The sequence below is a fragment of the Clostridium estertheticum genome (assembly GCF_026650985.1).
Lineage (GTDB): Bacteria > Bacillota > Clostridia > Clostridiales > Clostridiaceae > Clostridium_AD > Clostridium_AD estertheticum_C.
In genome coordinates, this window is sequence record NZ_CP086239.1 from 2,707,606 (window position 1) to 2,729,467 (window position 21,862).

General features: G+C 29.7%; 20 protein-coding genes and 1 other annotated feature. Of the genes, 5 read left to right on the forward strand and 15 right to left on the reverse strand.

All coding sequences use genetic code 11. The annotated features are described in order from the left end of the window. Nucleotides 1–19: 19 nt before the first annotated feature. The 6 genes from LL038_RS12925 to LL038_RS12950 form a co-directional block, all read right to left on the reverse strand. Entirely contained in the window at nucleotides 20–865 is an 846-nt protein-coding gene (locus LL038_RS12925; protein WP_309245076.1) for a carbohydrate ABC transporter permease, read from the reverse strand. A 5-nt stretch (nucleotides 866–870) separates the two neighbouring features. Then, complete coding sequence (locus LL038_RS12930) at nucleotides 871–1,776, reverse strand: carbohydrate ABC transporter permease (protein ID WP_216124127.1); 906 nt, start codon at nucleotides 1,774–1,776, stop codon at nucleotides 871–873. A gap of 83 nt (nucleotides 1,777–1,859) precedes the next feature. Then, nucleotides 1,860–3,170: an ABC transporter substrate-binding protein gene (locus LL038_RS12935; RefSeq protein ID WP_216124129.1), complete on the reverse strand. Its 1,311-nt coding sequence runs from the start codon at nucleotides 3,168–3,170 to the stop codon at nucleotides 1,860–1,862. A 127-nt stretch (nucleotides 3,171–3,297) separates the two neighbouring features. Beyond that, complete coding sequence (locus tag LL038_RS12940) at nucleotides 3,298–4,842, reverse strand: response regulator transcription factor (protein WP_216124131.1); 1,545 nt, start codon at nucleotides 4,840–4,842, stop codon at nucleotides 3,298–3,300. A 4-nt stretch (nucleotides 4,843–4,846) separates the two neighbouring features. Next, nucleotides 4,847–6,610, reverse strand: coding sequence for a cache domain-containing sensor histidine kinase (locus LL038_RS12945; RefSeq protein WP_216124133.1), 1,764 nt, complete (start codon nucleotides 6,608–6,610; stop codon nucleotides 4,847–4,849). 281 nt (nucleotides 6,611–6,891) lie between these two features. Next, nucleotides 6,892–8,283, reverse strand: coding sequence for an alpha-glucosidase/alpha-galactosidase (locus LL038_RS12950; RefSeq protein ID WP_216124135.1), 1,392 nt, complete (start codon nucleotides 8,281–8,283; stop codon nucleotides 6,892–6,894). A gap of 162 nt (nucleotides 8,284–8,445) precedes the next feature. Between LL038_RS12950 and LL038_RS12955 the strand changes: the two genes are divergently transcribed. Then, entirely contained in the window at nucleotides 8,446–9,297 is an 852-nt protein-coding gene (locus LL038_RS12955) for an AraC family transcriptional regulator (RefSeq protein ID WP_216124137.1), read from the forward strand. Between the two features lie 521 nt (nucleotides 9,298–9,818). After that, nucleotides 9,819–9,989, forward strand: coding sequence for a DUF362 domain-containing protein (locus LL038_RS12960; protein WP_071611800.1), 171 nt, complete (start codon nucleotides 9,819–9,821; stop codon nucleotides 9,987–9,989). A 60-nt stretch (nucleotides 9,990–10,049) separates the two neighbouring features. Here the strand turns inward: LL038_RS12960 and LL038_RS12965 are convergent, their stop codons facing one another. From LL038_RS12965 to LL038_RS12985, 5 genes are all read right to left on the reverse strand, one after another. Next, complete coding sequence (locus tag LL038_RS12965) at nucleotides 10,050–10,901, reverse strand: YitT family protein (RefSeq protein WP_216124138.1); 852 nt, start codon at nucleotides 10,899–10,901, stop codon at nucleotides 10,050–10,052. A gap of 148 nt (nucleotides 10,902–11,049) precedes the next feature. After that, the gene (asnS, locus tag LL038_RS12970) at nucleotides 11,050–12,441 is read right to left on the reverse strand and encodes an asparagine--tRNA ligase (RefSeq protein WP_071611798.1); all 1,392 of its coding nucleotides are present in this window, start codon (nucleotides 12,439–12,441) and stop codon (nucleotides 11,050–11,052) included. A 66-nt stretch (nucleotides 12,442–12,507) separates the two neighbouring features. Further along, nucleotides 12,508–12,779 (reverse strand) — a binding site (T-box leader). A gap of 174 nt (nucleotides 12,780–12,953) precedes the next feature. Then, a complete protein-coding gene (locus LL038_RS12975) occupies nucleotides 12,954–13,208 on the reverse strand; it encodes a hypothetical protein (RefSeq protein WP_216124140.1) in 255 nt (84 codons plus the stop codon). A 129-nt stretch (nucleotides 13,209–13,337) separates the two neighbouring features. Then, a complete protein-coding gene (locus tag LL038_RS12980; RefSeq protein WP_216124142.1) occupies nucleotides 13,338–14,201 on the reverse strand; it encodes a YitT family protein in 864 nt (287 codons plus the stop codon). 51 nt (nucleotides 14,202–14,252) lie between these two features. Next, on the reverse strand, nucleotides 14,253–14,972 hold the full coding sequence (locus tag LL038_RS12985) for an MBL fold metallo-hydrolase (protein ID WP_216124143.1): 720 nt from the start codon (nucleotides 14,970–14,972) through the stop codon (nucleotides 14,253–14,255). 193 nt (nucleotides 14,973–15,165) lie between these two features. Between LL038_RS12985 and LL038_RS12990 the strand changes: the two genes are divergently transcribed. The 3 genes from LL038_RS12990 to LL038_RS13000 all read left to right on the forward strand — a co-directional run bounded on the left by LL038_RS12990 (nucleotide 15,166) and on the right by LL038_RS13000 (nucleotide 17,384). Further along, on the forward strand, nucleotides 15,166–15,534 hold the full coding sequence (locus tag LL038_RS12990; protein WP_216124144.1) for a VOC family protein: 369 nt from the start codon (nucleotides 15,166–15,168) through the stop codon (nucleotides 15,532–15,534). Nucleotides 15,535–15,828: 294 nt separating this feature from the next. Continuing rightward, a complete protein-coding gene (locus LL038_RS12995) occupies nucleotides 15,829–16,617 on the forward strand; it encodes a flagellar motor protein (RefSeq protein WP_216124145.1) in 789 nt (262 codons plus the stop codon). Further along, nucleotides 16,617–17,384 (forward strand): OmpA family protein, encoded by a 768-nt coding sequence (locus LL038_RS13000; protein ID WP_216124146.1) that lies wholly within the window; start codon nucleotides 16,617–16,619, stop codon nucleotides 17,382–17,384. The genes LL038_RS12995 and LL038_RS13000 overlap by 1 nt, the downstream gene beginning before the upstream one ends. 39 nt (nucleotides 17,385–17,423) lie before the next feature. On the opposite strand, the gene clpA is transcribed toward LL038_RS13000, so the two are convergent. The 4 genes from clpA to LL038_RS13020 form a co-directional block, all read right to left on the reverse strand. Then, the gene (gene clpA / locus LL038_RS13005; RefSeq protein ID WP_216124147.1) at nucleotides 17,424–19,766 is read right to left on the reverse strand and encodes an ATP-dependent Clp protease ATP-binding subunit ClpA; all 2,343 of its coding nucleotides are present in this window, start codon (nucleotides 19,764–19,766) and stop codon (nucleotides 17,424–17,426) included. 2 nt (nucleotides 19,767–19,768) lie between these two features. Beyond that, nucleotides 19,769–20,104, reverse strand: a complete 336-nt coding sequence (locus tag LL038_RS13010) for an ATP-dependent Clp protease adaptor ClpS (RefSeq protein WP_216124148.1) — start codon at nucleotides 20,102–20,104, stop codon at nucleotides 19,769–19,771. A 328-nt stretch (nucleotides 20,105–20,432) separates the two neighbouring features. Continuing rightward, complete coding sequence (locus LL038_RS13015; RefSeq protein WP_071611789.1) at nucleotides 20,433–20,813, reverse strand: hypothetical protein; 381 nt, start codon at nucleotides 20,811–20,813, stop codon at nucleotides 20,433–20,435. 250 nt (nucleotides 20,814–21,063) lie between these two features. Continuing rightward, entirely contained in the window at nucleotides 21,064–21,852 is a 789-nt protein-coding gene (locus LL038_RS13020; protein ID WP_216124150.1) for a YdcF family protein, read from the reverse strand. Between the last annotated feature and the right edge of the window lie 10 nt (nucleotides 21,853–21,862).

The window sequence follows — 21,862 nt, forward strand, 5'->3', positions numbered from 1 at the left end:
ACCCTTCTTTTCACTTTTATTAATCCTTAAGTCCACTTGTTGCTACACCTTCTACCAACTGTTTTTGAAATATTAGAAATATAACAACTACTGGTATTAAGGATACAACAGACATTGCAAGCATTCCCCCATAATTATTAAAGGAATTTGGGTCAAGATATAAATTTAAAGCTAAAGAAACAGTGAAATGCCTTGGATTACTCATAAAAATTAGCGGTTGGAAAAAATCTTGCCATATCCAATAAAAAGAAAATATAGTTGATGTAATTACAGCTGGAACTACTAATGGAAAAATAATTTTAGTAAAAGTTTGAATTTTACTACATCCATCTATTTCAGCAGCTTCATCTAGCTCAATTGGTAATCCACGAATAAATTGCACAGTTAAAAATATGAAAAATGCACTACCAAAAACCCATGGAATTATTAATGATGCAATATTATTTATAAGCCCTAGTTTCTTGAATATAATAAATTGTGGTACTACCATAACTTGGTTAGGTACCATCAGCGTCATCATTACACAGAAAAACCAAAAGTTTTTACCAAAGAATTTTATTCTAGCAAACGCATAAGCTGCAATCACTGAAGAAAAAACACCTCCAACGGTTCCAATTACTGCAACAATTACTGAGTTCCACATGAATGTTCCAAAAGATACTCCTCCAATTCCTTTCCATCCTGAAGAGTAGTTTTTAACAATGTCCCAATGTTTAGGTATTAATGAATATGAATTAACAAATATTTCAGAATTCGTTTTAAATGAACTACTTACTAACCATAACAATGGATAAATCATAATAAGACCTAATATTATAGTAAAAAAATGAAACATAAATGATCTTAATTTTTTATTTTTCCCCACCTTTATCACTCCTTTGATTCGTAATGTACCCATGCTGTCTGGGATTTAAATAATACTGCAGTAAATATTCCAATTATAGCAACCAATACCCAAGCCATAGCACTACTATATCCCATGTCAAAGTAAGTAAATGATTTTCTATATAAATTTAATACATAGAATAAGGTACTGTCCATTGGACCACCTTGCGTTATGATATAACTTTCTGTAAATGCTTTAAATGCATTAATTATTTGCAGAATTAAATTAAAGAAAATTACTGGAGTGAGCATTGGTATTGTAATTTTAAAAACCTGCCTAAAAAAACCAGCGCCATCTATACTTGCGGATTCATAAATACTTTTTGGTAATTGTTTTATAGCAGCTAGAAATATTAACATAGCCGATCCAAATTGCCATACTCCCAGGGATATTATCGTCCATATAGCAGTTGATGGATTACCTATAAAAGATATTTTTTGATGTATCCCAATAATAGAAAGAAGCGACATTGCAACTCCATCATTTCCAAAAATTTGTTTCCAAACTATTGAAACAGCTACACTTCCCCCAACAATTGAAGGTACATAATACACTGCTCTATATAAACCTAAAAATTTTCTTTTACTATTAAGTAACATCGCTACTATAAATGCAAATATTAACCTTAAAGGCACTAACATAAACACATAATAAAATGTTACACCTAATGACTTCCAAAAACTTGGATCATTGAAAAACATTCTTTTAAAATTATCTATACCAATGAACCTAGGTGTACTAAGTAAATTGTATTTAGTGAAAGAAAAATATAATGATATAACCATTGGTATCGCATACATGATCAAAAATCCTATCAACCACGGCGCAATAAGAATATAACCAGTTACATTATTGTTTCCAAATTTTAAACTCTTCTTTTTTTTACTCATATAAATTCACAACCTTCACAATGTAATTTTTAATAATGCTTTACAGACTGAATATTATTCCAGCCGTAAAGCATTGATATTTATTATTTAGAATTTCTTCCGAGTATTTCATTGGATTTAGTTCTAAAACTAGCTGCTGATTGTGCAGCCGTAGTTTTACCATATAAAAATGAATTTACTGTATCTGTCAATGCTTTAGTAACCTCAGCTACTCCTGCTGGATCTGCTGGATCTGCTTTTGTTGAATTTTTAATAATAATATCTGCATAATCAAACATATCCTTTTGTTGTGCTGTTAATGTAGGTTTTAGTGTATCTCTTACTGTTGAGGATACTGGTATTCCACGTTCAGCATTTATAACTTTGTTTGCTTCTGGGTCATTTAAGAACCAATTAATAAACTTAGCAGCTTCCTTCTGATTTTTTGAAGATTTAGCTACTGAGAAAAACATTGCTGGTTTGTTCCATAAAGCTTTAATTCCTGTACTACTATAAGGAGGTGTTACAAGCTTTAAATTAGGGTTTGATTTTGAAACTATTACACCATAATTAGACCAATCCATTGTAGCTCCAGCTGTGCCCGTAACAACTGGCTCAGCTTCCTTTCCTTTTGCACTAATTTGTGCCCATTGATCAGGATTAGGCAATGCTTTTGCATCTTGAAGTCTTTTAAGCATGTTAGCATAATCTATGAAAACACTATCATTATCGTATCCTAGTTTTGTACCATCTGCCGAATACATTGTTTTACCATATTGTCTTACCCAATATGGAAAAGTACTTATATTATCTATTTTACTTTGGCCATAAGACCCAGTCTTTTTCTGAATTGTTATCATATCTTTTTCAAAGTCAGCCCAAGTCCATGCTGATGTTGGCATTGCAAGTCCCGCTTTTTTAAATACCTCAGGATTATAAGTTATTGCAAGTCCTGTAGAAGCTAAGACAACTCCTGTTAGCTTCCCACTTACTTTACCTGTATTCACCAGATTTTGGTCAGCGTTTGTTAAATCAATAGTCTTATCTGTTACATAAGGTGTTAAATCCGCTAAGGTATCATTGTTAGAATATGTTGATATAAACGAGTAATCCATTTGCATTATATCTGGCATGGTATCCCCTGCCGCCTGAGCTGAAATTTTATCAAAATAACCATCCCATCCAGAAGGTGTTGCCTGAAATGTTACATTTGGATATTTAGCTGTATACATTGATAGTAATTTATTAGTATAGTCATGCCTTGACTGTGAACCCCACCAAGTTATTGATAGTTTAACTGGCGCATTAGCATCCGCTTTCGGTTGCGTAGTTGCAGTATCACTTTTTCCACAACCACCTAGTGCTAAGGAACCAGTTAAAACAGCCGCTAAAAGTATAGACATAGATTTTTTCATTAATATTTGCCCCCTTAATGTTTTTACTAGCTTTTGTATTTATAATTTTATTATACAATTGTTTTCTGAAAAAAAGAGTCAAAAAAAACGCTGTTTTTGTTTAAAAATCAGCGTTTTTTGTAAACCGTTACAGCTTTCTATATTCAGATGGAGTATAGCCCGTATATTTTTTAAATACTTGGCTAAAATATTGAGTGTTATCCCCAAATCCTATTTGCTCAGTTATTTCATAAACCTTATAATCTTTTTTACTCCTAATAAGTTCTATGGCCTTCTCCATTCTAAGCCTAACAACATACTTAGAAAATTTTTCATTAGTATGTTTGTAAAATAGCTTCCCTAAATAATTTTCATTTATAAATAATACTTTTTTTGCTATCCAAGTAAGTGACAATTCATAATTTTGTATATTATTATCAACGCAGTTTATAACTGTACTTATAATAGCTCCATAATTTTCTGTATTATTATCATAATTTTTTTTAGCTATTTCATTAGCTATATATTTTATATATACGCTAATTTGTTTTAAAGTACTTTTATCTTGGATTTCATATAAACCTTTTGCATAACTACTAACTTCTTTATGATCGCCTTGCCTTAGTATAATTAAAAATATTTCAATACAATAATTTTTAGCCATTTCTATTTCTACTTTTTCTTGATATATCATATGAAAAAAACTGTCCAATTGAAAGTTTAAGCTTTCTATATTACCAGTTTTAACCGAAACTGCAATTATTTCATTATAAGTTGAATCATTTAAATTATCTTGAGACTTATTAAACTCAATAATTTTCTCTGTTATTATTTTGTTATCGCCAAGATAAAATTCACATTTTAAACATTCCTTAACCTCTAGATACATTTTTTGTATACTTCCAAAATTATTTTCATTACTTACCCCTATACAAATATCATATTTAAAATACTTATTAAAAATATCTTTAATTTGGGATAGCCAGTCTGTAAGTATAGCTAAATCAATAGACTTAATTAGCAATAAAATGTTATTATCCAATATAGTGCTTAAGTAAACAACATTTTGATTCAATATATCATATGCTATATTCTTTAACGCAAACTTCTCTAGTAAATCCACTCCATTATCCAGTTTAAATACAACAAGTTTAAACTTAGTTTCTTTTATATCAAAGAGTCTTAAAAAATATTCACATTCTAATTTACTATAAGTTACCCCAATTATAAAATCTCTTAAAAACTGTTCTCCGACTTGTGGTAAAACTTTTTTTAAATTATCATTTATATCCGTAAGAAATTTATCCTTTTTTTCTTTTTCTTTTTTTTCTATTGTTATTTTTTTTAAAATTTTAATTATTTCATCCTCATCACATGGTTTTAATAAATAGTATTTAACGCCGTATTTCATCGCTTTATTTGCAAATTCAAATTCTCCATATCCAGACAAAATTATGAAAATAATTTGAGGATATTCCTTATATATCCTAGAAATTAATTCTAATCCCCCCATTCCAGGCATTTTAATATCCGTTATAACCACGTCTGGAACAACTTGCTTAATAATTTCATAAGCATCTATTCCATTCTGGGCCATTCCGCAAAGTGAGAAACCATATTTATTCCACTCAATGGAATTTGCAATACCTTCTCTTATTATTCTCTCATCATCAACAATCAAAACTTTATACATTCTATCACCTCACTTTGTATGGAATCCTAACTATAACTGTGGTTCCCTCACTTAATTGACTTTTTACTGATATTCCAAATTCTTCACCAAAAAAAAATTTTATCCGTTCATCTATATTTTTTATACCAATTCCGGTACTCCTAGATTTATTCTCACCAATTTTTAACTCGTGGAGAAATTCCTTAGTCATACCAATTCCATTATCGCTAACTATTATCTCAAGAAAATCTTTTTGCTTTTGAGACCTTATTGTAATTTTACATACACCAGTTAATTGCTCCAGCCCATACTTAATAGAATTTTCAACTAATGGTTGCAATGTCATTTTAAGAATATAACACTCCTTTATATCCTCTTCTACCAAATCGCTAAAATCTAGTCTTTCCTCATATCTTATCTTTTGTATAGTTATATAATCATTTAATAACTTTAGTTCATCCTCAATTTTTATAATACTATCCTTGCTAGCTATTGAAGCCCTAAATAAATTTGAAAGCGATTTAACCATTAAAGATATTTTATCTTGTTTATTAGCTTTAGCAATCCAATTAATTGAATCAAGAGTATTGTATAAAAAATGAGGATTTATTTGAGATTGTAAGGCCTTTAATTCTGTTTCCTTAACTAATATTTGTTTAATATAGTTTTCCTTTATTAACTCATTTATTTTGTTAACCATGACAATAAAATCATTATTTAACTGTCCCACTTCATCACACTTGTCATCAGAACTTTTATCTGTTTCCATTATTTCAAAATTACCATTTTCAACTTTTTTCATTTTTTTACTTAATGTAATTATTGGTTTTGTTATACTACCCGCAAAACCGAGTCCCATAGAAACTGCTAAAATAAAAATCATTAAAAAGCAACCTAACATAATAGTTCTCATTAATTTTATATTTTGAAAAATATTTTCATAGGACAAAAAATTAACATATGTCCAATTAGAATAGTTTGACACTTCTCGATTTAATAAAAATTTTTTTCCGTCAATATTATATATTTCATTTGACACATTATTTAATCCAATATCTATTGCCTTCGCTGAAGTGATTTTTTTATCTTTGTATATCATGTTTTTATTTTCGGACAATATTATTAAATTTGCTTTATATTGTGGAGACATATTTGAAACCGAATTCACTAGGTTATCAGCATCAATTCTTATTATAAGTGTGCCTATTACCTTAAAATTGCTAATAGACCTTATCTTCCTAGCTAATATAAAATTTTTATTATCCTCTTGAGGTTCTATCCACACAAGCCCACCAGATTTTTTTTCTAATCTTTTCATAATTTCATTTTGGATTGTATTGTTAATTGTAATTGTGCTATTTCCTACTGTGTACATACTGCCATTTATATCAACAAGACTAATAGATGATATATAACCTTCAGATTGATTTCTCAAAATATCTTCCATTCTTGAAATAGCAACATATCTTTCATAAGATGATTTTTTATTATTAATTGTACTTAAATATTCCTGCGTTTGATTTGAAGTTATAACACCAAAACTTAGACTTTCAACCTTTCTAAGTTCATTTTCAATATTAGTAGAATATATATTTAAAATCTCTGATGAATTATTAATTAATTGCCTATCATATACTTTAAAAGTTACCTGTAATAACAGAAACGATAACATGCTAACTATTAACACTAATGTTGCTAATATAATAAATACCTTTCTTTTGATAGTCATTATTTTATAAAAATTAATAATATATTTTTTTACATTACTTAAATAATTATTTATTACCACAGTTTTCCTCCTTAGTAAATATTAAAGTAGGCTTTTTCAGAAATCGTTATCATCGAGTCTGTAAAAATCTATTTCGGACCTATTTTAAAAGCTTATTACTTCAATAATACAAAAAATTTATAATATATTTACATTTATTAGTCTACCACAAAAGTATTATAAATCATAAACAATCCTTACTGGAAAATAGTTCTTAATAAAATTAAATAACCTGAGTTAGTATTTATTACTAACTCAGGTCAATTGTTCATTATTAAACTAACATAACATCCTCAGAATCTTTAATTCCATCCCTTAAGATATTGTTTTGTATTATCAAACATTTCATTAAAAAGAACCTGCGCATCTTTTAATGAGATATTGACTAAAAGAGGATCATTTACAAAGGCAGTAAAAGCTAATTTCTTATCTTTAGCTAAAGTCGCTGTGAGTATTGTTTCTTGGTTCATAACCACTCTATGCAAAAGCCCTAACACATTACTTGGTAATTTTCCTGCCATTACAGGTTTAATACTGTTTTTTGTAAAAACAGCATTTGTTTCTACAATAGCGCCTATTGGTAATCCAATTACTTGACCATAGTTTGGCATGTTAACATTAGTTACGAGGTCCCTGATTCCAAGAAGTGCCTTCATTATATTAACACCTTCTTCCCCTGTTTCCTTTAACTCAAATTTTTCAGAGCCAGAAACTAGTCTTTCACTTCTTTCTAATCTCTCTTTGAGTTGGCTTTTTCTAAATTTTACAGTTGTTAATCCGAATTTCCAATTTTCAACAGTCTTTGGGTCCTTTAAGTACCAATTACCTGGAAGGAACTCAGCAAGATGTCTATCACCAGCTGCAGCAATAATTCCATATCTTAAAAATAGATCAAATTTAACTCTTTCAGCTGATTTAAATGTATCATTCATCCAATGTCCCCCTTCATTTCCAACGAAACCGTTTTCAAAATTTTTACTAACAAATTTTGAATAAACTTCAAATAAGTTTATATCTTTGTAATAAGCTTCATTAATCCATGTAAAATGATTTATACCAAGCACATTAATTTTAATTTCTGATCTTTTTACTTCTTTAACGCCCATTATATCACTTAATGCATTGATTAAAAGGTTCTGAGTTGAAAATACCTCATGACAACACCCAAAGGCTTTGATTTCAGGAAATACTTCATATAAAGTTCTAACACATAACGACATAGGATTAGTATAATTGATTACCCATGCATCAGGACAAAACTTTTTTAAATTCTCTGCAATTTCAACATACATTGGTATTGTCCTATGAGCCCTAAATTGACCACCAGGTCCAACGCTATCCCCTACTGATTGGTATATACCATATTTTTCAGGAGCATGCACATCTGATTCCATCTCATCGAAAGTTCCTGGTAGAATAGATATAATAACGAAATCAACATCTTTCAAAGCCTCTTTTAATGATTTAACTACTTTATAATTCCAATTACTTTTAGAATAATTTTGACCTTTAATCGAATTGCCAATAATTTCATTACACTTAACTGCTTCATAATCAATGTCGTATAAATATACTGTACCTGAAAGTTCTTCTTGTGAAGCCAAATCACTCATAAGACCCCATGCCCAACCTCTAGAACCACCCCCAATATAAGCTACATTAACATTTTTAACTTTATTTTCATTTAAAATCATAAGTAATTCCTCCTATAACTATTCTCTTTTTAATGTCTTTATAATTGCATTATAGAGCAACAATTGATAGCTTTCAGCACAAAACTTGCTCTAAAAATTAATTTTCTACAAATCTTGTTGTAATAATAATTAGTAAGCACTATAATTTTATTAGGTGATGTTATGAACGAAAATATTAAAGATCATGATAAAATTGAAAAAGCCTTTGAAATAACAAAAATTAAACAAGTTGGAAATGTAAGTATGAAAACGAATCACTACCATGATGACTATGAAATCTATTATTTATTAGATGGAAAGCGACATTATTTTATAAAAGATAAGGTCTATGATATAAAAAAAGGAGATCTAGTATTTGTTGAAAAAAATGAGATTCATAAAACTTTTGATGCCGGGGCTCCATATCATCAAAGGATTTTAATAACATTTAAAAAATCATATTTAAATAATATATTAGTTGAAGCAAAAAATTACGATCTACTTTCATGTTTTCATGGAAATACTAATGTCTTAAGGCTAAAATTTGACGAACAAAAGTCTATCGAAAACTTATTATCCAGAATGCTTTACGAAGATGCAAATCAAGTTGATAGTTCTTCAATTTATTTAAAAATCATGCTTACAGAATTTTTAATCTTAGTTGAAAGATTATTAAAAAGTGCACCTAGTTATCACATTGAAACAACAAATCTTACTCATAAAAGGATATCTGAAATCATTACATATATTAATAAAAATTATGTAGAAAATTTAACTTTAGATTTTTTATCAAAGCGTTTCTTTATTAGCACCTACTATTTAAGCCGAACCTTTAAAAAGGTTACTGGCTTAAATTTAAACCAGTATGTTAACACCATTCGAATAAAAGCAGCCGAAAAATTATTGTTCTCCACAGAACTAAATATTACCAATATATCCGAAAAAGTTGGTTATCGTAGCATCACCCACTTTGGGAGAGCGTTTAAATCAATAACAGGTGTCTCCCCCTTAAAATACAAAAAAATACTTTCTTAATATCAACACCTGCAAGTTTTAGTTACAAAACAAATTTGTAATTTTTTTTATTTTATATTGAATACTTAGATGAAATCCTACACATAATACTATCAATAGTTATTAACTCACAGCTACATGGATGAGCTCATCGTTAATATAGATACAGCTAAAAGTTACTAACTACCATAAGTGTTAAATGAACTGTGTTAAATTTAGTTTTTAGCTGTAACTATTATTTAATTCAGTTCATTTAATACTTTCCCCTTTAAATTTATATGATAAATAGTCCTCATCACTAATTTACCATAGATTAAACTCTATGGTTTTTATTTTTGTGTACACTACTTATACTTAAGATCGGCTATATATTGTTATTAATTGGTTATTATAGAAAAAAATATCTGTGTCATATAAAGCCACTAAACTGTATATTATTTGTTAACTTTTTAACAATATTCTCTATTTTAAAAAAAACGCTTTATTTATTAGTCCAATTATGATACTATGTAGTGAATTAGTAAAAAAAGGAGGTCGTTATTATGTCATATAAAATTACTGACGCATGTGTAAGCTGTGGAGCTTGTGAACCTGAATGTCCAGTTAACGCTATAAGCCAAGGAGATTCACAATTTGTTATTGATGCTGATACTTGCATCGATTGTGGAGCTTGTGCAGGTGTTTGTCCTACAGGAGCACCAGTTGAAGCTTAATTAGAACATATTTAAAAACAATCTATTGGCTTTCGTCAATAGATTGTTTTTTTCATTTTTTTATTCATCTATATCTTTAAAACCTTCCCCAACCGTTTCATGTACATTATATGTGATTATAAAAGCCGTTTTATCAATTTCTTTTATATGATTTTTTAATTTTATAAACTGCTTTTTACCTAAAACAGTAGTTATAATTTCTTTTTCATCATTAGTATAAGCTCCCTTGGCCATGTAAAGCGTTGCCCCTCTATTTAAATCTTCAATTATAAACCTTTTTATCTCTTCCCCTTTTGAACTAACCACTTCTACCTTTTTACAATTATTAATTCCAGCAATAACTGCATCAACAGTATATCCATTAATAATAACCCCAAGTAGAGCATACATTCCTATTCTAGGACCAAATGCTACACCTGCTAGTATTGTTATGAAAAGGTCTGCTATAAGCAGAGATTTACCTATCTCTAGGTGAAAATACTTATTAAGCATTTTAGCTATTATGTCAGTTCCTCCTGTCGATGCATTTTGATTAAACACCATACCCATCCCTACGGCTCCAATTAATATACCAAATATCAATTCTAGAAATATGTCATTTGTTATACTACCACTCATAGGAAAAAGTTTTTCTAATACCCATATCATACCAGATAATCCGAAACTAGCATACATTGTCCTTACTCCAAAACTTGACCCTATGAACATAAATCCTACAATAAATAAAACAACATTTAATACAAACATTAAAGCCCCAATAGTAAGCCCTGGCATATACTGATTTATAACCATAGCAAGGCCACTAACACCCCCTACTGCTAAATCATTTGGTATTAAGAAAAAGTAAAGTCCTAATGCTACAAGTGCTATTCCTACAGTTATCAATATATATTCTTTAATAATTCTTTTCATGCTTTTTACCCCCTCATTTAAATTTTAATATAAATTACAGTTATATTTAGTGCAATAATTAATAATAACACATTTAAAAAGAAAACCTCTCAGCTTAAGGGCTAAGAGATTAATATTGTACTTATATTTTATTATGTTATTTCTTAGATTAAAATTCAGCAGACCCAGTTGTTCTTGGGAATGGAATAACATCTCTTATGTTACTCATACCCGTAATATACATAATAGCTCTTTCAAATCCTAGTCCAAATCCAGCATGCTTAGTTCCGCCGTATTTTCTTAGTTCTAGGTACCACCAGTAATCTTCTTTATTAAGACCACATTCTTCCATTCTAGCTTCTAGAATATCCTGTCTTTCTTCTCTTTGGCTTCCACCTATAATTTCACCTATCCCTGGTACAAGTAAGTCCATTGCGGCTACTGTCTTACCATCCTCATTTACTCTCATATAAAAAGATTTTATTTCTTTTGGATAATCAGTTACAAATAGTGGTTTTTTGTATACCTCTTCTGTCAAATATCTTTCATGCTCAGTTTGAAGATCACAGCCCCAAGTTACTGGATACTGAAACTCTTTCCCTGATTTCATTAAAATATCTACAGCTTTAGTATATGTAACCTGACCAAATTCTGAATTTACAACACCATTTAATCTTTCAATTAAACCTTTATCTACGAAACTGTTGAAAAATTCCATTTCCTCTGGTGCATTTTCCATAACATATTTTATTATATATTTCATCATATCTTCTGCAAGTTTCATGTCATCATTTAAATCTGCAAAAGCTATTTCAGGCTCTATCATCCAAAACTCAGCTGCATGTCTTCCTGTATTAGAATTCTCTGCCCTAAATGTTGGTCCAAAAGTATAAACATTTCTAAAAGCTAAAGCAAAAGACTCTGCTGCTAACTGCCCACTTACAGTTAAGCTAGTCTCTTTACCAAAAAAGTCTTGTGAATAGTCAACCTTTTTGTTTTTATCCATTGGAATATTACTAAAATCAAGGGTAGAAATTCTAAACATTTCACCTGCACCCTCGCAATCACTGCCAGTAATTATTGGTGTATGAGTATATACAAACCCTCTCTTTTGAAAAAACTCATGAATAGCAAAAGCAGTTAATGAACGTACTCTGAACACTGCAGAAAACGCATTACTTCTTGGTCTTAAATGTGCAATAGTTCTTAAATACTCAAAAGAATGTCTTTTCTTTTGAAGTGGATAATCGGTATCTGACATTCCTTCAACTATTATTTTAGTAGCTTTAAGCTCAAATGGTTGTTTAGCATCTGGCGTTACAACTAATGTTCCTTCAATAGTAAGTGATGAGCTTATAGGTAATTTAGATATCTCTACAAAATTATCCAACTTTTCTTCAAAGACTACTTGAATATTCTTAAAGAAACTTCCATCATTTACTTCTATAAACCCAAACGCTTTAGAAGCCCTTAAAGTTCTTATCCATCCAGAGATAGATACTACTTGATCTGCATATTTTTCACTGCCTCTGTAAATTTGTTTCACTAACAATTTTTCCATAAAATTGCCCTCCTTATAATTTAATGCTTTTGTACATAATAAAAAAAGCCTTTCTTCCCATAATAATAAAGGGACGAAAAACTATAATTTCGCGATACCACCCAATTTGTCATAAAATATGACCACTCTAATTAGTACAAAATCATGTATTCAATGTTTCGAATTATAATTTGATACTACCCAACCATTAACGGATTGGACCCGTCTAAGCCTACTTTCTAATGATTTCGGTTAGAAACTCAGAGATGTTTTTCAATATAAATTTCGTATTGGTCTCTCACCGTCACCAAATCGCTAAAACTACCTTTTATATCTACTCTTCTCGTCTTAGTCTTTACATTTAACTTATAAACACTATTATATGCATTAATTACTTTATATATACAATTAAATTATAATGTTTTTAATAATAAATGTCAAATCCTTATTATAACTGCTTAATATATATAAATATCCTATAAAGTAAACCTATTACATCGTCTACTTTATAGGATAATGATTAAACTTTAATATTATATATCGTCTCTTTCAATTTCGCCTGCATCTACTTCTTCATCTTCATCTTCAACTATTTCACCAATAACTGCATCTCTTTTAGCTATTTCTCCAGTAGCTTTATTTTCAATAACAATATTGGATGTTACGTGTCCATCAACTTCGCTAATAAAGCTTTTTGCTGTAACATCTCCTTCTACTAAAGAAACTCCCTCTGTAAGTTTTTCTGGGTGATCAAATGTAATTGGTTTACTATTTAATCTATCATTCATATATATACACTTCCTTTCTAAATCTAGTCTGTGCATGAAGACATCGAAATATACTTTGGAAATGTTACCTAATTTTCAACTTTAAAACATTTTAAAATAAGTATGAATATAATGATAACTTATTCCCTCTTACTCCGTAAATCCTTCTCCTAGAACTTCTCTCACATCTGCAATAGTAATAAACGCTTTGGTATCTATTTCCTTAACCATTTTTTGAAGAGGTACTATTTCATCTTTACCAACTACTACAAACAATACCTGTTTTTCTCCCTTTGAATACATACCTTTAGCATGTATTCCTGTGACACCTCTATTTAAATCTTTCATTAGTATTTCTGCTATTTCATTTGAGTAATCCGAAATAATAAATACCGCTTTAGAAAAATTTATTCCTTCAAGTATACTGTCTATTACTTTAGACACTATGTATGTTGATATTAATGCATACATAGCCTTTTCAATTCCAAATACAAAAGCACCTAATAATATTATAGTAGAATCAATTACTAATATAATTTTGGCAATTGGAATGTTTTTTAAATAAACCTTTATAATATTGGCAGCAAGATCTGTTCCACCAGTACTTGCAGATGCTCTTAATACAAAGCCTAAGCCTATACCAACAAATACACCACCAAATATACTAGCTATCAATAGATCAACCTTTGGGACTGGAATAAAGCTTGTATAAAACAATGCAAAAGACAGATATGCCGCAGCAAACATAGATTTACCAACAAATGCTCTTCCCTTAAGTTTTATAGCAATAGCAAGTAACGGTATATTTACCACAATATTAGTAAACCACAACGGAATGTCTACTCCATAATTCTTAATAGATAAATACTCTATAACAATAGCAAGACCAGATACCCCACCAGTTACTAATTTTAAACTTGCAAAAAACATATTTATACCTGCTGCAAGTATTGTGGCTCCAATCATAATATATATATAATTTAAAATATTTTCATTTTTAGTTTCTCTTCTCATCCTAATTATCCTACTTTCCAATTTCTACTTTATCCAAACACATAAATTCTTTTAATATATTATCTCCTGACCTGGATAATTTATTAGAGCAGCTTTTATATTTATCTTATTCATTATATTCGCGAATTGCTTAGTAATATCCACATCATCTCCGAAATGCATTGGTATAAGTACCCTTGGCTGAATATTTTCTGCAAAATATTCTCCCCCTATATAATAATCCCCGCAAAGTCTCGGATCTACTGGGAAAAAAGCTATATCTATAGGTTTTTCTTCTTTTATCTTCTCTATATGAGCCTTAAATAATGACTCAGCAAGTGTTTGTTCTTCTATACTATCTTCTTTCCAGTGCCACCAATTTAGATCTCCAGCATGAAAAATAGTTAATCCATCTACTTTTACTAAAAAGGATATTCCAATATCCGTTGAACCATAAGCTTTTACATAAATATCTTGAAATACTTTTTCGTCGCCTTCCCCCATAAAATTATAATTTGACTTATCTTTATCGGCTTTTATATCATCACTAAGTAGATATTGTATATTATCATTATATTTTTCCCACTCTAAAATTTTAGGATTATAATGATCTGCATGACTATGGGATGAAAATACATAAACATTTTTCATTTCTTTGATATTTTCAGGTGATAGCAAAACTCTGTTCTGATTTTCTATAGGTTCTTTATAATAATCAAATATCAGAAAATGATTTTCAGTCTTAACAACAAACCCACTATGGTATATATAATATATTTTTGCTTTTTTCATAAATTATCGCTCCCTACATTAACAACATTTTAGTTTAATTATAATTATACTAAAATTATATACAAACGTAGGTTTCAAGTAAATAAAAATATTTTTTATTTAAAAATTTCACGAATAAAATTTGAAGTAAGTTTATAATAAAGATATGGTATATGTAATATATTAAATTTTCTTAAAAAGGTGGTTATATTAAATGAAATTTTCTTTTGACCATAATAATATAAATGTTTTAGACTTAGAAAAAAGTGTAGAATTTTATAAAGAGGCTTTAGGGTTTGTAGAAACTAGGCGCCATCATCCATCAGATGATAGTTTTACCCTTGTATTTCTTGGTGATGAAACAACAGACCATAAGTTAGAACTTACTTGTATGAGAGATAGAACAGAGCCATATAATCTAGGTGAAAATGAGTTTCATCTTGCTGTAGTTGCTGATAATTATGATGAAGCTTACGCATATCATAAAAAAATGGGCTGCATATGTTATCAAAATAAACCTATGGGGATATATTTTATTATGGACCCAGATGGCTACTGGACAGAGGTTATTCCAAAAAAATAGCATTAGTCAAAATAAGCCTAAGCTAATATTTTCAAGTATCCGGCCTTAAAATCTACAATATTATTGACTTCAAAAGGAGATTTATACTCCTTTTGAAGTTTTTTTTATGTTTTAACTCAAATTAAAACAATAAATTACTATAAATTGAATAAATTTGGTTAAAAGGCTAAATAAAAAATAACTTTGTTCGAAGAATATTATATAACATTATTTTATTTTTATAATTTTAAACTATGTTTACATTTTATTATATTAAATATATTTTAATGTAAACTTCAAAAATAGGAGGTTTTTATGAACATCTATCCAATTTTATTTATAATATTAAGTTTTGGTTCATTGATAGCTGCTTTCATCCTAGAAGGTGGAAGCCCTGTTATGCTTGTAGCTAAAACAGCAGCCATGATCGTGTTTGGAGGTACAATTGGATCAGTAGGTCTTGCATCTTCACCTAAGAGATTAAAAAATGTTCCAGCAATGATTAAACTCGTATTTACATCGAAAGATAAAGATTTGGTTGAAATTGTTAACTATTTCAAACAATTATCCTTTAAAACTAGAAAAGAAGGTTTACTTAGTATTGAAGGGGAAATAACTGATGATTTGGATCCTTTTATTAAAAAGGGTTTACAACTAGTTGTTGATGGAGTAGACCCTCAAATGGTGAAAACCATATTAGAGTTTGAACTTGAATCAACCTATGATAGGCATAAAGAAAACTATGCTGTTTTTGAAGCTGCAGGTGGATTTGCACCTACAATGGGTGTTATAGGTACTGTTATGGGACTTGTACAAGTCTTAAGTAATCTTGCTGATCCATCTGTTTTAGGAGAAAAAATTGCCACAGCCTTCATAGCTACGTTATATGGTGTTGGTTCTGCAAACTTGTTTTTTCTTCCAATAGGTGTAAGATTAAAAGATTTAAACAATGAAGAATCTAAAGAGAAAGAACTAATAATAGAGGCTGTCCTTCTTATGCAAGAGGGTGCAAATCCTAATATTTTAGCAGAAAAACTAAAAGGATTCCTAGATAAAACACAAATAAAGAAATTTAATGAGATGAACAACGAGGTAGAAAAATAATGAAAAAGAGGGAAGAAAAAGAAGGTAATAGTGAACGCTGGCTTTTAACCTACTCAGATCTAATAACTCTACTTATGATATTATTTGTTGTTATGTACGCATCAAGCAGTGCAGACACTACTAAATACAAACAACTATCCCAATCACTTAATGTAGCTTTTAGCGGTGGTGGAGCTTCTATTATTGGTAGCGATACTGCTACAAGTGTTACAAATTCAACAGTCACTGTAGTTGATCCCGTTACGGCAGAAACCACTACAACAGCTGCAAATAGTAAGGCAGCAGAAGAAAATAAAATTGAAAATATAAAAAAAAATGTTGATACATATTTGAAACAGAATGGCTTAGCGAGTAGCGTTTCTACTAAAATCGATGAGAGAGGGCTTGAAGTAAGTCTTAATACTTCATTGCTCTTTGATGTTGGTACCGCAGACGTTAAAGAAGCTTCTGCTAAAAAGTTAATTAGCATAGGTAAAATACTAAATCACGTTAATAATTACGTAAGAATAGAGGGTCACACAGATAGTACCCCCATGAGTAATAATGAATTTAAGTCTAACTGGCAGCTTTCAGCATTTCGCGCAACTAATGTTACTGAGCTACTTATTTCAAAAGCAGGTATTTCTCCTAAAAAGATATCTGCAGTAGCCTATGGTGATAGTAGGCCCGTAGCTACTAATACAACTACAGCTGGAAAAGCTAAAAATAGAACCGTAGATATTATTATATTGAGTAGTCAATTTTCAAAAGCAGAAAAAACCAAATAAAAAGATGTTGCCGTTTTATTAGCAACATCTTTTTATCTTTTATTTATCTTTTTTTACTTGTATTTTTCCACTTATCTTATCGGAATTATCTTTTGTTATTGTGAGTTTATCATCCACAATGTCAACTATCGCGCTACCGCCTGTACTAAGTTCTCCAAAGAGCACCTCATCAACAAAATAAGTTTTAATTTCTTGTTGAACAACTCTGTTAATTTCCCTTGCACCATAATCCTCTGAAAATCCCTTTTTACTTAACCAGGCATATAAGGCATCCGTTACCTTTAATTTTATATTTTTAGTTAAAAGTTTCTCTTCAAACAACTTCATTGCTTTCTTTGCAATTTGAAGAGCCATAACATTATCAATTTTATTAAATTCAATTACATTGTCCAATCTATTTCTAAACTCCGGAGAAAATACTCGCTGAACCTCTTTAATAATTGCCCCGCCAGCTCCCATTCTTTCTCCGAATCCAACTATATGTTTACTAGATTCTCTAGCTCCTGCATTTGAAGTCATTATTAAAATTACATTTCTGAAATCTGCCTTTTTACCAGTGTTATCTGTAAGTGTTGCATAATCCATAACCTGCAAAAGTACATTAAAAATATCGGGGTGAGCTTTTTCAATCTCATCTAAAAGTAAAACGCAATAAGGCTTCTTTTTTATGGCCTCAATTAACATTCCACCCTCTTCATAACCTACGTATCCTGGTGGCGAACCAATAAGCCTTGCTACAGTATGCTTTTCTTGATATTCACTCATATCAAATCTAATAAGTGGTATATCTAAACTCTTAGCTAATTGTTTACTTATTTCAGTCTTTCCCACTCCTGTAGGGCCTACAAAAAGAAGTGATGCTATTGGTTTATCTTCTTCATTAAAACCGGCGCGAGATCTCTTTATAGCCTTTACTAAAGTGTCGATAGCATCGCCTTGTCCAAAAACCTGTTTCTTCAAATTAAGATCCAAATTTTTCAATGTATCTACTTCATTACTGGATACACTTTGCTCTGGAATTTTTGCAATAGTAGCTACTATTTTCTCCACTGCACCTACCGTTATAACAATATTTTCATCATTATCGCCAGCATAAAGCCTTGCATAAGCACCTGCCTCATCCATAATATCTATAGCTTTATCTGGTAGAAACCTCTCCTTAATATATTTACTAGATAATTCTACTGCTGTTTTTAAAGCCTCATCTTTGTATGTAACATTATGGTAAATTTCATATTTATCTTTAAGTCCCATAAGAATACTTACAGTATCATCAATTGATGGTTCTGGAACTTCAATCTTTTGAAATCTTCTAGCTAATGCACTATCCTTTTCAAAATGCTTTTTATACTCATCATAAGTAGTTGATCCAATGAACCTTACCTTGCCATCCGCAAGGAATGGTTTTAAAATATTTGAAGCATCCATAGACCCTCCAGAAACTGCACCTGCACCTACTATAGTATGGATTTCATCAATATATACTATAGGTTTTTCTTCTTTACTAATTTCGTTTAGGACTTTTTTAATACGTTCCTCAAAATCACCTCTATACTTTGTACCTGCAATTAGAGCTCCCATATCCAAATAATATATTTTACTTCCTTGCAATACCTTAGGTACTTTATTTTCAACAATTAATTGTGCGAGTCCTTGCGTTATGGCAGTTTTACCTACTCCAGGTTCCCCTACATGAACTGGATTGTTTTTAAGCCTTCTACATAATACCTGAAGTGTTCTTAAAAGAATATCTTGTCTCCCAATAAGCGGATCCATTTCTCCTTTTTTTGCTTTTTCCGTTAACTCTTCCGTAAAATTACTTAGAAAATCTCCTTTTAGATTTGGGTTATCCATATCCTCGTCATAAGTATATTCTATATCTTCTTCTTCGTCTTCGGTGAAACTCACTTGATCTTCTCTTTCACTCCCTATACTAGATGAAAAATCAAGTGTATCCACTACAGATATACCATGAGCTATATAATTAAGAAGATCTCGCCTTTTCATTTGCTGTTGTCTTAAAAAATAAGAAGCAAAACTTTCCTCATCATCATACATAGCAACAATAACATCACCTATCTTTACTAACTCTTTTCCAGATAACATAACATGATCTGCAGCGCTTGATAAAATTGTTTGTATTCCAACGGTTTGTATAGGTTCTGTGTCTTCTACAACCTCTATATTTTCCTTTAAAAATTTTTTAATTTGGTTCTTTAGCCTTTTAACATTACCGCCACTATTTTCTATTATTTCTATACCCTCTTCGAAAAACAAAGAAGCATAAAGAATATGTTCTGGGGTAAAATACTCATGATTTGACATTTGAGCTTCATTAAAAGCTGCGGTAATAATTTCATTTACTATATCATCTAATTGCATAATTACTCCTCTTCTAATGTTAATTTCAGTGGAAATCCACTTTCCTCACACATTTCCATAGTTTGATCAATTTTTGTTAAGCCTACATCATGGCTATATATTCCAGCGACGCCACTACCTTTCTTATGGACATCAAACATAATTCTTGTGGCTTCCACAACCTGTTTTTTAAAAACTCCAACTAAAACCTGCACAACAAATTCCATACTTGTATAATCATCATTGTGAATAACAACCATATAGTTACTAGGTTTCCTAATTTTAGTTTCTATTTTTTCTTTAATATCAATTTTCTCTTTAGTTTCAATTTCCTCATTAAAGATCCTTTTTTCTGACATATCTAACAACCCCACTGTTTACATTTAAATTTATTTTTTGAATATTTAAAAAATAACTAGCCAGAATACTAGTCTACCTTTTTTATGAATATCGGTATAAGACTATTATATCCTACTTAATTATATATTACTGCATTTACGTATATTATTTCAACTATTGTTCACTTTTATCTTTCATTTGTGGAATTATTGATTGTTACACTTCGTCTATAAATAAAAAATATTCACCAAAAAAATAAAATAGTACCAACCCCAAAGTTATCCTGGGATTTTTACCATTTTAATGTTTTTTAGTATCTTATTTATATATTTAAGCATACATAGCTTTTTATTGTAATCTCATTTTAGTAATTTCTTTATAATAAGTAATACTTCCAGCCTCATCATCAGTAATTAAACCATCTACAAGTAATATATTATCTATATCTATCATTTTGAAAGCTTTGGTTTGTTGATTATGCGCATCACAAATCTTAATGCTTAAATTTTTACCTTTTTTATCACCAGTCTTAATTAGAAATAATACATTTTCGTCTATTCCGGAAAGGTCTTTAAATGTATTAAAATCCTCACTTATTAATAATGATTTAATTACATCTTTTCTTAAGTCTTTTTTTATTATTGCTATAGTATCATCGTGTTTGATGAGATATTCTGATATAAAACCTACTAATTCTGTTTTTGATTGAAATAATTGCATGTTTGACATTTATATTACCTCCTGAATTAATAGAATAAACCATTTACTGTATATATACATTATATTGTATTTAAATGCATATGTCAATAGATAACCGTAATAATTTATCAAAGTTTTAAATCGTTATATCAAGCCACTTAGAGAAATAAACATAAAAAAACTTAGTTTATAAATCAATTATTATATTTATAATAGTGCATAAATATACATATATGCGTATATTGTTTCCTTTATCTTATCTCTCTATTCTAATATATTATCATTTATCAAATATAAATGAATTTATCACTGCTAAATACTCCCTTGCAAAGCAAGTAGGAACTAGCATTGGGTGAAGCGGTGCCGGATAACCATATACCTTTAATCCTTGTCTTTGCGCTAAAAATTTAGCTCTGAACATATGAAAATTATTTGTTACAACAGTTACTTCTATATTTTCTTTTTTATTTAATTTTTTTAAGATCTGCGTTGTGAACTTCATATTTTCAAAGGTATTGGTTGACCTTTCTTCTTTTATAATATTATTTTTTGAGACTCCATGTTTTATTAAAAATCTTTTCATAGCTTCCGCTTCAGTAATGCTCTCACCTGACCCTCTACCACCTGAGACTACTATTTTAACATTAGGATTAATTTCAATATATTTAAGACTTGCATAAAGTCTTTGATAAAGTGCCGTCGATGGAACTTCTCCTCTAATACCTGCACCTAAAATCATAAGATAGTCACTTTTTTCCTTATGTTTTGATACAGCTGATTGAATTATTAAACCTTCTATAATTACAACAGAAACTAAGGCAAGTAAAAAACATATTTTCACCATGTTTTTAATCTTACCTGGTCTTATTAACATATATTCTTTCTTATTTTTTCTCTCTTTTAGTCCGAGTGTTATTAATACTATTCCAACAACTAGATAAAACCATGCAAAAGTTACTATCCCTCCAAATATTATTGTCCCTATATAATATATTTCACATACTATACCTAAAATTATATATATATAACCTTTAGTTTTTATTAATCTTCCTAGTCTTTCTATAGACATAATACCAGCT

Coding starts and splice junctions, on each gene's coding strand:
- LL038_RS12930 (WP_216124127.1), bottom strand. CDS start 1,776: ATGAGTAAAAAAAAGAAGAGTTTAAAATTTGGAAACAATAATGTAACT.
- LL038_RS12935 (WP_216124129.1), bottom strand. CDS start 3,170: ATGAAAAAATCTATGTCTATACTTTTAGCGGCTGTTTTAACTGGTTCC.
- LL038_RS12940 (WP_216124131.1), bottom strand. CDS start 4,842: ATGTATAAAGTTTTGATTGTTGATGATGAGAGAATAATAAGAGAAGGT.
- LL038_RS12950 (WP_216124135.1), bottom strand. CDS start 8,283: ATGATTTTAAATGAAAATAAAGTTAAAAATGTTAATGTAGCTTATATT.
- LL038_RS12955 (WP_216124137.1), top strand. CDS start 8,446: ATGAACGAAAATATTAAAGATCATGATAAAATTGAAAAAGCCTTTGAA.
- LL038_RS12960 (WP_071611800.1), top strand. CDS start 9,819: ATGTCATATAAAATTACTGACGCATGTGTAAGCTGTGGAGCTTGTGAA.
- LL038_RS12965 (WP_216124138.1), bottom strand. CDS start 10,901: ATGAAAAGAATTATTAAAGAATATATATTGATAACTGTAGGAATAGCA.
- asnS (WP_071611798.1), bottom strand. CDS start 12,441: ATGGAAAAATTGTTAGTGAAACAAATTTACAGAGGCAGTGAAAAATAT.
- LL038_RS12975 (WP_216124140.1), bottom strand. CDS start 13,208: ATGAATGATAGATTAAATAGTAAACCAATTACATTTGATCACCCAGAA.
- LL038_RS12980 (WP_216124142.1), bottom strand. CDS start 14,201: ATGAGAAGAGAAACTAAAAATGAAAATATTTTAAATTATATATATATT.
- LL038_RS12985 (WP_216124143.1), bottom strand. CDS start 14,972: ATGAAAAAAGCAAAAATATATTATATATACCATAGTGGGTTTGTTGTT.
- LL038_RS12990 (WP_216124144.1), top strand. CDS start 15,166: ATGAAATTTTCTTTTGACCATAATAATATAAATGTTTTAGACTTAGAA.
- LL038_RS12995 (WP_216124145.1), top strand. CDS start 15,829: ATGAACATCTATCCAATTTTATTTATAATATTAAGTTTTGGTTCATTG.
- LL038_RS13000 (WP_216124146.1), top strand. CDS start 16,617: ATGAAAAAGAGGGAAGAAAAAGAAGGTAATAGTGAACGCTGGCTTTTA.
- clpA (WP_216124147.1), bottom strand. CDS start 19,766: ATGCAATTAGATGATATAGTAAATGAAATTATTACCGCAGCTTTTAAT.
- LL038_RS13010 (WP_216124148.1), bottom strand. CDS start 20,104: ATGTCAGAAAAAAGGATCTTTAATGAGGAAATTGAAACTAAAGAGAAA.
- LL038_RS13015 (WP_071611789.1), bottom strand. CDS start 20,813: ATGTCAAACATGCAATTATTTCAATCAAAAACAGAATTAGTAGGTTTT.
- LL038_RS13020 (WP_216124150.1), bottom strand. CDS start 21,852: ATGTCTATAGAAAGACTAGGAAGATTAATAAAAACTAAAGGTTATATA.